Here is a 13,075-nt window from a genome sequence, read left to right as displayed (position 1 = left end):
CCCCCCGGCCCTGTGATTTATCGGGACCCCTAGCTCTGCGCCAATCTGTCGCGCAGGCTCTTGGGTCGGATGTCCGGCCAGTTCTGATCGATGTAGTCCAGACACGCAGCGCGGTCAGCTTCGCCGAACACCACCTTCCAGCCGGCAGGAACGTCGGCGAAGGTCGGCCACAGACTGTGTTGCTCCTCATCGTTGATCAAAACGAGAAATCTGCCGTTTTCATCGTCAAACGGATTGATGCTCACCCTGGTCCTCCCCATCGTCGAGCAGGCCAGTAAAACGCTCGCAAATCCGACGCGAGGCGTCCAGCCTCGCACCCGTCCTCACGATGTCTGTTTCTTCTCGACCCACTCCAGCTATGACGTGTCTAGTTGCAGAGCGCCAGCATATCCAGATCTTCTTGACGGGGGTGCAGAAATTAGCGATCCACAAATAATCTGTTGCTGGTTGGACGGTATTCGCCCACTCACTCGACGCATCGGCGACTATCGAGCAAATAGTCGCGACATCGGTCGAGAGAAACCGCCCTCGTGCGGATTCAGTACCGTCAGCAGCTGCGGGGAAGTCAGAAATCGTTGGCCCCCGACTTCGGAAGGCGGTCCGTCGATGTTGTCGCCAGTGGTGGCACCCCGATGGTCGGCCGACGAAGGTGGTGTGGTTCGTACCGTCCGAATGGCGTGGGCGTGAGGAAAGTACGCGGAATCCACGCGGCGGACACAACACAGGCGGCGCCCTTTTCGGGTTCCTCCTGCTCCGCGCCCCTCACTACCTGGCATTTTCCTGGCCCTACGCTGAATGGCCATTGGGGTTCGCCGTCCCCACGACGACGTGCCGCAGCGAGTCCATTGCCACCATTGGCAGCCCCGGAACCTCTCCGCGCTCACGGACCCAGGGGGCAGGCGATTCAGAGATCCCGCGACCGAGCGCCGGTTCCGCCCGTGCCACGCGCGCCAATGCAGCGCTACCAAAACCCAGCGCAGAGATGCCCCACAACCGTGTAGTTCAATCCAGCGAAGCTGGGCGGAAAACAGCCAGGGCTCCACCAATGCCTCAACACCGTCAAAGAGAAGTTCAAACCCGGAGCCAAGGCTGTCAGCAAATCTGAGCGAACGTCCGCAACTTCATGACGCCGCGACTCAAGATCAGAACTATGCGATCAATAGTTAGCCACGCAATCCTTACTTACATTATCAAGATCACTTGATTTCAAAGTTTTCGTTCGCAATAACCGGCTAACAAATGGCCCACGATCTATGCCCCCTCGGTCGCAGCGACTTGATCTTCATCGCCGCACGATGTGGGTCGACTTCCGGCCCCAAAACCCGCACCAATTGACGCGCCAAGCGCACGGGCGTGCAGAGACAGTAAACATCGGTAGTTGACCAGTGAAAGAAATCTCCCACCCAATTGCTGGCAGCGTCATTTTTCTTGCGCCAGAGGCTACTCAAACCGGTGGCCGAAAAGTTCGCTCGAGGGCGACATCCACCAGGGTCCAACCGAACGCCTCAGCTGACGCTTGCCAGCACGAACGGCAGGACTGCGGACGCACCCGCATCACGCAGCACCCGGGTCGCCATCGTGAGCGTCCATCCGGTGTCGGTCATGTCATCGACCAACAACAGCGGCCCCTTCGAATCGAGTCGTGGCGGTTCCCAGGCACCGTCCAGCGCTGCCACCCGATAGGCCGAATTCGCGGCGGTGACAGGGCGGCGTTGCGGGGTGTAGGTCAGGATGCCCAGATTCGTCAGCCGGCCGATCTGCGCCAGGCGCTGCACCGTCGAGGAGATCAGCAGAGGATGCGCCTCGGAGTCCAGCCCCATCACCGCAGCCGGCCGCTGGTCCCAATCCCATGCCTTGAGCACCTCGATGGCCGCGTCGATCACGTCGTCGGGAACCTCGCCGTCCGGCTCGGCCATAAGGCGCCGTAGCCGCGCTCCCCAGCCGAGGTCCGTGAGTCGTCCGATCGCCCGACCCGGCGCCGCGCCCTCGGCGATTCGGCCGGACAGCGGCACACCGAGTGCAGCCAGCCCGGACGGCCACTGCTTGCGCGGGGCCACCAGGACACCGGGCCGGGACAACCGCTGCGCGGTATCGGTGAGGATGTCCTGCGCCACCGCAGCCTCGTAACGCCGGCCGGTGCAGTTGTCACAGCGGCCACACTGGGCGCCGGGAATGAGCTCAGGATCGTCGAGCTGGCCACGCAGGAACACCATCCGGCAGCCGTCGGTGGCCTGATAGTCGAGCATCGCCTGTTGCTCCCGGCGGCGCGCCTCGTCCAGTGCCCGGTACCGGGGCTCGTCATAACTCCAGGGCTCTCCGGTAGCGATCCAGCCGCCCTTCACCCGGCGGACCGCACCATCCACGTCGAGCACCTTGAGCACCATCTCGAGGCGCGACCGGTTGAGATCGACCAGCGGTTCCAGCGCCGGGGTGGACTGTGCGCGGTCGGTCTCCAGTGCGCCGATGACGTGGCGCACCATCGATTCCGACGGGAACGCCACCGACGCGAAGTACCTCCAGACGTCCTGATCCTCGGTGCCGGGGAGCAGGATCACCTCGGCGCTGTCGGTCGCACGCCCGGCACGCCCCACCTGCTGGTAGTAGGCGATCGGAGACGATGGCGCCCCCAGATGCACGACGAAACCCAGGTCGGGTTTGTCGAAGCCCATCCCCAGCGCCGACGTCGCCACCAGCGCCTTGACCCGATTGCCCAGCAGGTCGGCTTCCAGCTGTTCACGTTCGGTGGTATCGGTCGACCCGGTGTACGCAGCCACCTTGTGGCCACGCTCGGCCAATAGTGCGGCCACGTCGTGCGCCTGCGCCACCGTCAGCGTGTAGATGATGCCGGAGCCCGGCAGGGAATCCAGGTGCGCCGCGATCCAGGCAGCGCGCTGGGCCGGGGTACCCACCTGCACCACCGACAGCCGCAACGACTCGCGGTCCAAGCCACCGCGCAGCACCAAGGTGTCCGATCCGCCGACGCCCAGCTGAGCCGCGACGTCACTGACCACGCGATCGTTGGCGGTCGCGGTTGTCGCGAGAACCGGTACCTGCGAACCCAATTCGCCTATCAACGTACGAATTCGGCGGTAATCCGGCCGGAAGTCGTGTCCCCAGTCCGAAACACAGTGCGCCTCGTCGACCACCACCAAACCCGCATCGGCGGCCAGCGCGGGCAGCACGTTGTCACGGAAGTCGGGATTGTTGAGGCGCTCGGGGCTGACGAGTAGTACGTCGAGTTCGCCGTCGGCGACCTGCCGGTGAATCGCGTCCCATTCGGTGACATTGCCGGAGTTGATCGTCGCGGCCCGCACCCCGGCCCGCTCGGCGGCGGCCACCTGGTTGCGCATCAACGCCAGCAGCGGGGAGACGATGACCGTGGGGCCGCGGCCGACGGCGCGCAGCAGCTTCGCCGCGATGAAATACACCGCCGACTTGCCCCAGCCGGTGCGTTGCACGACGAGCGCGCGCTGCCGCCGGACCACCAGTGCCTCGATGGCCGACCACTGGTCATCGCGCAGCACCGCCCCGGGGCCGGCCAGTTGTTCAAGGATCGACTGGGCCTGCTCGCGGGTTGTCATGGCCCAATCATGCCGGGCCCGGCAGACACTCCTCACCACACCAGCCCGGCCGGCAGCGAAAACCCCAGGCCCACTAAGCGTTTCGCTTAAACATGAATCTCTGTCAACTTTCCGCGAAACACCGTAGAGCCCGATACTCATCCGGTAGACGTGGATCCATGCCTATGGGGGGATATGTGGGGCACGTCGGTGCGTTGGCGGTGGCCCTGGGGGTCGGTTCTGCGGTGGCGCTGAGCAACGGGTGCGGGGTGGCCGCGGCCGATCCGACGGGCTCGTCCACGTCGTCTGCTTCATCTGGTTCATCTCGCTCCTCGGGAACGACGGCCAAGCCGCCTGATCGGGCGAAAGCGAAACGACAGCACCCATCCAAACCGCGCAAGCCTGTTGCAGCCAAGACGGACCACACCGCCGGCGGCACCGGTTCCGAGGATGTCGCGTCGACTCCGAGAGCCGCGATCGACAAGGTGGGTGCCGAACTGCGCACCGCCGTGCGTGACGCGCTGGGTTCGGTCGCCTCCAACCGGCCAGGCGACAACGACGGAGCGGCGGTGAAGGCGCTCACCGTCAAGGCGAAGACGAAGCGCGGGGCCAAAACTGTCGCGCGCCTCCTGCCCAGGACGGCCACACCATCACAACCCGAGGCCGACACTGCCGTTGCGCCCGACAAGACCGAACCCGAAGCGCCCGTAGCGGTCGAGGTCGACGCGCTCACCAGTGCGCTGCACCCACTGTCGGCGATCATCCCCGCTCCGGGCCCGAAGTTCCCGGAACCGAAGGCTCCCGCACCGCCGAAGGTCGAGAAAGTCGAGAACGTACAAACCGAGGTCACGGGCGCTATCTCCACGGTGATCAACACCGTCCTGAACCCCTTCTCGGTGAACTCCACTCCTGAATCCCCGGCCGAACCACCCGCGGCCTGGGCCATGCTGGCGTTCGCACGCCGCGAGTTCGAGCACGCCCTCCGGCAACCGCAGGAACTCCTGACCCAGGTCAACGCCCTCACCAGCGCCGTGACCGCGCAGGGGCCAGTCGCACTCGCTCCGGGAATCGTCATCCCACCGGAGCTCGCGGACCATGTGATCGCGACGCCCGGCCCATCGCTGACCGATCAGATCACGGTTCTCGGAATGGAGGCGCTCAAGCAGGTCTCTCAGGTCATCGGCGTCAACATCACGATGAAGCTCGGCGAGTTGATCACCACCCCCACGCCGCCGTGGTTCACCACCATCGGGGTCACGGTCAGCAAGGACACCTACGAGGGCGGCGACGTCTGGGTGATCACCCCGCCCAACCCCACCGGCGAGCGTGTCATCGCGGTGCACGGCAGCGGATTCGTCTACGACCCCAACATCATTCACTGGATGGACTACAGCCAGATGGCGCGCGAGACCGGCGCCACGGTCGTCGTCCCCCGCTATCCGCTGATCCCCGACGGCGGCACCGCGGCGAACTCGGTTCCGCCGATGGCCGATTTCATCGCCAACGAGGTCGAGACCTACGGTGCCGAGAACGTCAGCATCTACGCAGATTCGGCCGGCGGAACGCTGTCCGCGCTTGCCGTGCAGAAGATCGTCCGCGATTGCAACGGGGACTCCGGGTGCCTGGAAGCCCGGGTTCCGTCCCGCATGGTGCTGCTCTCCCCCGGACTCAGCGGGCAGGAGATCTACACCGACCCCAATGTGGCGTTGGTGAACGACCCCGTCGTATGGCTCACCGAGGAGGACAAGGAGTACTACGGCTCGTGGGCCAGCGGTCCGGAAGAACTCTGGAACCCGATGATCGGACCGACCGACGGTATGCCGCCGACCACGATCTACGTGGGTTCGCGCGAGCAGGCCGCACCGGGTGCGCTGCTCTACGCCGAGCGAATGGTCGACGCCGATCCGAATGCCGATGTCACCGTGGTGATCGGGATGGGCCAGATCCACGACTGGGCCCAAGGCGGCCCCATCCCGATCAACTCACAGTCGGCGAACTACCGCGACGATGTCTACCGACAGCTCGGCATCCTCGAAAACAACGCCGACGAAGCAATCAGCCTCTAGGACTTGGCGGCCGCAGCTTCCTGCTCGCGCTTGATCTCGAGTGCGATGTCGATCAGCTGGTCTTCCTGACCACCGATCAGCTTCCGCTGGCCGACGCGGAGCAACAGTTCGTGGGCGGGCACCCCGTAGCGTTCACCCTGGCGCACCGCGTGCTTCAGGAAGCTGGAGTACACCCCCGCGTAGCCCATCACGAGCGCGTTGCGGTCCAGCAGACACTCGGCCGGCATCGCCGGGGCGACGACCTCCTCGGCGGCATCGGCGATGTCGAAGAAGTCGATGCCGGTCTTGACGCCGATCTTGTCGAACACCCCGACCAGCGCCTCGACCGGGGCATTGCCGGCACCGGCACCGAACCGACGGCACGAGCCGTCGATCTGCTTGGCACCCGCGCGCACCGCTTCGACACTGTTGGCCACGCCGAGACCGAGGTTCTCGTGACCATGAAAGCCAACTTGAGCATCGTTACCGAGTTCGGCGACCAGCGCCGCCACCCGGTCGGCGACACCTTCGAGCACCAGGGCACCCGCGGAGTCCACGACATACACGCACTGGCAGCCGGCGTCGGCCATGATGCGGGCCTGCTTGGCCAGCTTCTCCGGCGGGATGGTGTGGCTCATCATCAGGAACCCGACGGTCTCCAGGCCCAGCTCACGGGCGAGCCCGAAGTGCTGGATCGAGACGTCGGCCTCGGTGCAGTGGGTCGCAATGCGGCAGATCGAGCCACCGTTGTTCTGGGCTTCCTTGATGTCTTCCTTGGTGCCCACACCGGGCAGCATCAGGAAGGCGATCTTGGCTTCCTTGGCCGTCTCGGCGGCCAGCTTGATCAGCTCCTGCTCCGGGGTCTTGGAGAACCCGTAGTTGAAGCTCGACCCGCCCAGGCCGTCGCCGTGGGTGACCTCGATGACCGGGACACCGGCGGCATCCAGGGCGGCGACGATGGCGCCGACCTCATCCTTGGTGAACTGATGCCGCTTGTGGTGCGACCCGTCGCGCAGCGACGTGTCGGTCATCCGGACGTCCCACACCGGGTTGAAGAAAATGTCACTCATGCTTGCGCACCTCCTGAAACCGCTGATGCCAGTTCCTTGGCGATTTCCTCGCCGACCTTGGTCGCCGCGGCGGTCATGATGTCCAGATTTCCAGCGTAGGGCGGCAGGTAATCACCCGCACCCTCCACTTCCACGAACACCGTGACCAGGTGGTTTCCACCGTTGACCACCGACGGTTCGTCGAACTGCGGTTCGTTGAGCAGGCGGTAGCCCGGGACGTAGGTCTGCACCTCGGCCACCACATCCTTGACCGACTGTGTGATCGCAGCGTGGTCGGCATCCTCGGGGATCGCGCAGAAGATGGTGTCGCGCATGATCATCGGCGGCTCAGCCGGGTTCAGGATGATGATCGCCTTGCCGTTGCGGGCCCCACCGATATCACGCACACCCGCGCTGGTGGTCTTGGTGAACTCGTCGATGTTGGCCCGGGTGCCCGGACCGGCCGAGGCCGACGACACCGACGCCACGATCTCGGCGTAGGGCACGTCCACCACACGGCTCACGGCGTACACCATCGGGATGGTCGCTTGACCGCCGCAGGTGACCATGTTGACGTTCGGCGCATCGAGGTGCGCGCGCAGGTTGGCCGGCGGGATGACGCCGGGGCCGACGGCCGCCGGGGTCAGGTCGATGGCACGGATACCGGCCTCGGCGTAGCGCGGCGCCGCGTCACGGTGCACGTAGGCACTGGTGGCCTCGAACACCAGGTCCGGCTTCTCGTCCCGAGCCAGCAGCCAGTCCACCCCCTCGTGACTGGTTTCCAGACCGAGCTTGCGGGCCCGCGCCAGACCTTCGGACTCCGGATCGATGCCGATCATCCAGCGCGGCTCGAGCCACTCCGAACGCAACAACTTGTACAGCAGGTCGGTGCTGATGTTGCCCGACCCGACGATGGCAACTGATGCTTTGTCAGCCATATTCGGCTCCCTTATTCGAAACTCAGTCTTACTGAACCTAACCCGGCGAAGTCAGCGACGAAATCGCTGCCCGGAGGTGCATCTATCGCACGCGTGCACGACCCCGGCAACACGATGTCACCGGCCTTCAGGCGTACCCCGAAGCTCTCCACCTTGCGGGCCAACCAGGCCACCGCGGTGACCGGATTTCCCAGCACCGCATCGCTGCGCCCCTCGGCCACGACCTTGCCGTGGTTGGTCAACACTGCGTCGATGCCTCTGATATCCACGTCTTTGGGCGATACCCGCGCTTCGCCCAGTACCCAGCCGGCGCTCGACGCGTTGTCCGCGATGGTGTCGCACAACTTGATCTGCCAGTTGGTGATGCGGGTGTCGATCAGCTCGATCGCCGGGGCGAACGCGGCCGTCGCGGCCAGCACGTCCTCCTCGGTGCAGCCGGCCCCGGGCAGATCGTCGGCCAGGATGAACCCGACCTCGACCTCGACGCGCGGGTAAAGGAACTTCGACGAGGGCACCGGGACGTTCTCGAACACCTCCATCTCGTCGAGGAGATGGCCGTAGTCCGGCTCGTCGACACCCATCATGTCCTGCATCGCCTTGCTGGACAGCCCGACCTTGTGACCGATGATGCGCGCACCCTCGGCGACCCGCTGCCGGATGTTGATCAGCTGGATCTCGTAGGCATCCACCACGTCGATATCGCCGTACCGATCCGTCAGCGGCGTCATCGGCACCCGGCTCCGCTCGGCCTCGGCAAGATCGGCAGCGAGCTCGTCGCGCACCTCGACACTAAGCATTTTGGTGAATTCCCCTCGCTTCTTTGACCGGCGCAGTTGTCCACAGGCCCGGCAATTCTATAACGTGTTCTACATGACTGGACAGGAGTACGACGTTGTGGTGGTCGGCAGCGGCGCTGCCGGCATGGTCGCCGCCCTCACCGCAGCCCATCAGGGCCTCTCGACAGTAGTCGTAGAGAAGGCGCCGCACTATGGAGGTTCCACTGCGCGGTCAGGTGGTGGGGTGTGGATCCCGAACAACGAGATTCTCAAGCGCGACGGCGTGAAAGATACCCCCGAGGCCGCCCGCACCTACCTGCACAAAATCATCGGTGACGTGGTGCCCGCGGAGAAGGTCGACACCTACCTCGACCGCTCGCCGGAGATGCTGTCGTTCGTCCTGAAGCACTCGCCACTGAAGCTCTGCTGGGTGCCCGGATACTCCGACTACTACCCGGAGACGCCCGGTGGCAAGCCCACGGGCCGCTCGGTGGAACCCAAGCCGTTCAACGCGAAGAAGCTCGGCGTTGACGAGAAGGGTCTGGAGCCGCCGTACGGCAAGGTGCCGATGAACATGGTGGTGATGCAGCAGGACTACGTGCGGCTCAACCAGCTCAAGCGTCATCCCCGCGGCGTGCTGCGCAGCATCAAGGTGGGCGTCCGCTCCGTGTGGGCCAACGCCACCGGCAAGAACCTGGTCGGCATGGGCCGCGCGCTGATCGCGCCGCTGCGCATCGGCCTGCAGCAGGCCGGCGTCCCGGTACAGCTGAACACCGCGCTGACCGATCTCTATGTCGAGGACGGCGTGGTCCGCGGCATCTATGTCCGTGACACCACCAAGGGTGAAACTGCTGAGCCGCAACTGATCCGCGCGCGCCGCGCCGTCATCCTGGGCTCGGGCGGATTCGAGCACAACGAGCAGATGCGGGTGAAGTACCAGCGCGCGCCCATCACTACCGAGTGGACCGTGGGCGCGGTGGCCAACACCGGCGACGGCATCCTGGCCGCCGAAAAGCAGGGCGCTGCACTCGAATTCATGGAGGACTCGTGGTGGGGCCCGACGGTCCCGCTGGTCGACTCACCGTGGTTCGCGCTGTCCGAGCGCAACTCCCCCGGCTCGATCATCGTCAACATGGCCGGCAAGCGATTCATGAACGAGTCGATGCCGTACGTCGAGGCCTGCCACCACATGTACGGCGGCGAGTACGGCCAGGGTGCCGGCCCGGGCGAGAACATCCCGGCCTGGCTCATCTTCGACCAGCAGTACCGCGATCGCTTCATCTTCGCGGGACTTCAGCCCGGACAACGCATTCCGAAGAAGTGGTTGGAATCCGGCGTCATCGTCAAGGCCGACACCCTCGAGGAGCTGGCCGCCAAGACCGGCCTGCCCGCCGATGCGTTCGGCGCGACCATCGACCGATTCAACGGCTTCGCCCGCTCCGGGGTCGACGAGGACTTCCACCGCGGCGAGAGCGCCTATGACCGCTACTACGGCGATCCGACCAACAAGCCGAACCCCAACCTCGGCGAGATCAAGCACGGCCCCTACTACGCGGCCAAGATGGTGCCGGGCGATTTGGGCACCAAGGGCGGTGTCCGCACCGACCTCGTCGGCCGGGTGCTGCGGGACGACGACTCCGTGATCGAGGGCCTCTACGCCGCAGGTAACGTCAGCTCACCGGTGATGGGTCACACCTACCCCGGCCCTGGCGGCACCATTGGTCCCGCCATGACGTGGGGTTACCTCGCAGCACTCGACATTGCAGGGAAGAAGTAGATGCCAATCGATCTCGACAAGGCGCTGGGCGCCGAGCTGGAACCCATCGAGTTCTCCTGGACCAGCAGTGACATCCAGCTCTACCACCTGGGTCTGGGCGCCGGCGCCGACCCGATGGATCAGCGCGAACTGAGCTACCTCGTCGACGACACTCCACAGGTGCTGCCGACGTTCGGCAACGTCGCGGTCAGCTTCCACATGACCGAGGCGCCGAAGGTGCAGTTCCCCGGCATCGACATCGAGCTGTCCAAGGTGCTGCACGCCAGCGAGGCAGTGAGCGTGCCGGGCCCGATCCCGACCAGCGGAACCGCGAAGTCGGTGCAGCGCTTCACCGAGATCTGGGACAAGGGCAAGGCCGCCGTCATCGTCAGCGAGTCCACGGTGACCGATCCGTCGGGCACCGTGCTGTGGACCACCAAGCGGTCGATCTTCGCCCGTGGCGAGGGTGGATTCGGCGGCGAGCGCGGACCGGCGACCTCGGCCGAACTGCCCGACCGCGCACCCGATGTCGAGATCTCGTTGCCGACGCTGCCGCAGCAGGCACTGCTGTACCGGCTGTGCGGTGACCGCAACCCCCTACACTCCGACCCGGCCTTCGCCGCGGCGGCAGGCTTCGACCGGCCGATCCTGCACGGGCTGTGCACCTACGGCATCGGCTGCAAGGCCATCGTCGACAACCTGCTCGACGGCGATGTCTCCCAGGTGGCTTCCTACGGCGCCCGGTTCGCCGGAGTGGTGTTCCCGGGTGAGACGCTGCAGGCCAACATCTGGAAGGAAGACGGCAAGTTCATCGGCGTGCTGACCGCACCGTCGCGGGACAACGCCGTTGTGCTGTCGGGCGTGGAGCTCGTCCCGGCCTGATCAGCAGGAGAGGTTGCCGCCCGGGCCGACGCCCAGCAGGTTGGTGATCCGGCGGTACTGGTCCACACGGCTGTGCACCTGGTCGGGTCGCGTAGCTGTTGACCGAGCGTCGGTTCACCTCCTCCGCGACGAGGTTGAGCCCCGCCGTCTCGTGGGCGATGTTGGCCAGAAACTGCGCGGCGTCCCTTCGCGAATCGAAGTGGGTGTGGGCGGCGAATCCGTCGCAGTTGTAGAACACGCTGTGCCCGGGGAAGATCTGCTCGAACTCCGCGCGACTCACCTTCTCAGGCCGGCGGGTCGAGGAGCCGCAGCCCATACTCAGCGCCGATACCAATCCCAACGAATCTATTTCTCACACAGCTAATTAGTTGCGTTTACATCTGCCCAGAATTGAACGCCCCGCGCGTTGACGCGACGCCCTCCCCGATCCGTGGTCGGACGCGAACCGCACGTCAGCCGGTACGGTGAGGGTTCGGAGTTGACCGATGGACAGAGCGGAGCGTTCCGTGAATGCGTCGGATCCGTCGGATGTGCGTGCGAGGTTTCTCGCTGCCTTCCACACGACCTCGCCGGACGGCGATCCGGCTCAGCGACTGTGCGAGACATGCGTAGCGGTCCTTCCGGTCACACGGGCAGGCATCTCGGTCAATGTAGAGGGTGTGGGACTTGAAGTCCTGCGGACCAGCGACGCTGTCGCCGAACGCGTGGAATGGACTCAGGTCACATTGGGCGAAGGACCCGGCGTGGACGCCATCGAATCCGGCGGCCCGGTGGTGGTGGCGGATCTGTCCGTACCGGACGCGCGGTGGCCGACGTTCGCCAATGAGGCCGCCGGCATCGGCGTCGCCGCAATGTACGCACTACCGCTGCAGATCGGTGCGATCCAAGTAGGTGTCCTCGATCTGTACCGCGATGCCCCGGCCGAACTGGCCGCCATCGATTTCGCCAACGCCTTGGCGGTAGCCGAGATGGTGACCGCGACATTGCTCAGTCCGGATCGGACAGATATCCCGGTCGATTCGATCGGATCCGTGTGGGACCAACCCGTGGGCAGTCGCGAGGTTCACCAGGCCACCGGCATGATCGTCGCGCAGCTGGGGGTCAGCGCCCGAAATGCCTACGTCTGCCTGCAGGCCTACGCCTACGCGCACGGGCGTTTGCTCAGCGAAGTCGCCCATGAGGTTGTGCATCGCCGGCTGAGATTCACACCAGGCGCCGACTCCGACCCGGCACCGGATGCAGACCCGGATCCGTCGGTGACCCTGTGAGCAAAGTTGACCACCGCAGGCGCCAGAGGGAAAGATTGATTCCGGTAAGGGGATGCTGATGGACCGTTACGAGCAACTCGCAAATACATTCGTCGGGCTGGCGGACACCCTCGTCGCGGACTACGACGTGGTCGAGTTCGCCCAGCGCCTGGTTGACAACCTCACTGCCTTGCTGCCGGTTTCCTCGGCGGGCATCATGCTCGGTGACGCGAACGGACGCCTCCACGTGTTCGCTTCGAGTAGCGAACACACCCGGCTGCTCGAACTGCTGCAGGTCGAAGCGAACGCCGGTCCGTGCCTGGAGGCCTACGTCACTCGAAACCCGGTGCTGGTACCCGATATCCCGAACGAGAGCGAGCGTTGGCCCGCGTTCGCCGAGCGTGCCGCGGAGTATGGGTTCGCCGCGGTGTTCGCGTTGCCATTGCGGTTGCGAGACGAGCGCATCGGTGCGGTGAATCTGTTTCGCACCGATCCAGGGGCCCTGTCAGCGGGCGACCTTGCGGTCGGACAGGGATTGGCAGACGTCGCTGCGGTAGGGATACTGCACCAACGCATCCTGACCCGCGCCGAGATCATCAATCAGCAACTGCAAAGTGCGCTCAACACCCGGACCATCATCGAACAAGCGAAGGGTGTTCTCGCCGAACGTGGGGCCGTCGGGATGGACGAGTCCTTCGTTTTGCTGCGCACACACGCCAGGCGAACCAATCAACGACTGGCCGACCTGGCCCGCGCCGTGGTCGGCGGTGCGGACACCGAAGCCATTCTCAACCCCGGCGCCGCAACCCAACGCTGACACCT

Annotated in this window: 10 protein-coding genes; 5 read left to right on the top strand and 5 right to left on the bottom strand. The window is 65.2% G+C overall.

Annotated elements, in window-relative coordinates; translation table 11 throughout:
* Positions 1 to 29 precede the first annotated feature (29 nt).
* Complete coding sequence (locus ACZYZF_RS20285; protein ID WP_463836615.1) at positions 30 to 245, bottom strand: MbtH family protein; 216 nt, start codon at positions 243 to 245, stop codon at positions 30 to 32.
* A gap of 1,260 nt (positions 246 to 1,505) precedes the next feature.
* On the bottom strand, positions 1,506 to 3,581 hold the full coding sequence (locus ACZYZF_RS20280; protein WP_463744081.1) for a RecQ family ATP-dependent DNA helicase: 2,076 nt from the start codon (positions 3,579 to 3,581) through the stop codon (positions 1,506 to 1,508).
* Positions 3,582 to 3,739: 158 nt separating this feature from the next.
* On the opposite strand from ACZYZF_RS20280, the gene ACZYZF_RS20275 reads away from it, so the two are divergent.
* Complete coding sequence (locus ACZYZF_RS20275; protein ID WP_463744080.1) at positions 3,740 to 5,626, top strand: alpha/beta hydrolase; 1,887 nt, start codon at positions 3,740 to 3,742, stop codon at positions 5,624 to 5,626.
* Here the strand turns inward: ACZYZF_RS20275 and dmpG are convergent.
* The 3 genes from dmpG to ACZYZF_RS20260 are packed head-to-tail and all read right to left on the bottom strand — an operon-like array spanning position 5,623 to position 8,389.
* Positions 5,623 to 6,675 (bottom strand): 4-hydroxy-2-oxovalerate aldolase, encoded by a 1,053-nt coding sequence (gene dmpG / locus ACZYZF_RS20270; RefSeq protein WP_463744079.1) that lies wholly within the window; start codon positions 6,673 to 6,675, stop codon positions 5,623 to 5,625. The genes ACZYZF_RS20275 and dmpG overlap by 4 nt on opposite strands.
* Positions 6,672 to 7,592, bottom strand: a complete 921-nt coding sequence (locus tag ACZYZF_RS20265) for an acetaldehyde dehydrogenase (acetylating) (RefSeq protein WP_463744078.1) — start codon at positions 7,590 to 7,592, stop codon at positions 6,672 to 6,674. Before ACZYZF_RS20265 ends, dmpG begins: the two co-directional genes overlap by 4 nt.
* A gap of 11 nt (positions 7,593 to 7,603) precedes the next feature.
* Positions 7,604 to 8,389 (bottom strand): 2-keto-4-pentenoate hydratase, encoded by a 786-nt coding sequence (locus ACZYZF_RS20260; RefSeq protein WP_463744077.1) that lies wholly within the window; start codon positions 8,387 to 8,389, stop codon positions 7,604 to 7,606.
* Between the two features lie 73 nt (positions 8,390 to 8,462).
* Here ACZYZF_RS20260 and kstD point away from each other — a divergent pair, with 73 nt between their 5' ends.
* From kstD to ACZYZF_RS20240, 4 genes are all read left to right on the top strand, one after another.
* A complete protein-coding gene (gene kstD, locus ACZYZF_RS20255; protein ID WP_463744076.1) occupies positions 8,463 to 10,145 on the top strand; it encodes a 3-oxosteroid 1-dehydrogenase in 1,683 nt (560 codons plus the stop codon).
* Positions 10,146 to 11,006 (top strand): MaoC family dehydratase, encoded by an 861-nt coding sequence (locus ACZYZF_RS20250; RefSeq protein WP_463744075.1) that lies wholly within the window; start codon positions 10,146 to 10,148, stop codon positions 11,004 to 11,006. It abuts the gene before it with no gap.
* Positions 11,007 to 11,665: 659 nt separating this feature from the next.
* A complete protein-coding gene (locus ACZYZF_RS20245) occupies positions 11,666 to 12,274 on the top strand; it encodes an ANTAR domain-containing protein (RefSeq protein ID WP_463744074.1) in 609 nt (202 codons plus the stop codon).
* 58 nt (positions 12,275 to 12,332) lie between these two features.
* Positions 12,333 to 13,070, top strand: a complete 738-nt coding sequence (locus ACZYZF_RS20240) for an ANTAR domain-containing protein (RefSeq protein WP_463744073.1) — start codon at positions 12,333 to 12,335, stop codon at positions 13,068 to 13,070.
* Positions 13,071 to 13,075: the final 5 nt, after the last annotated feature.

The sequence above is a fragment of the Mycobacterium sp. IDUB_24 genome (assembly GCF_055419385.1).
This window is presented reverse-complemented; position numbering and strand designations above follow the sequence as displayed.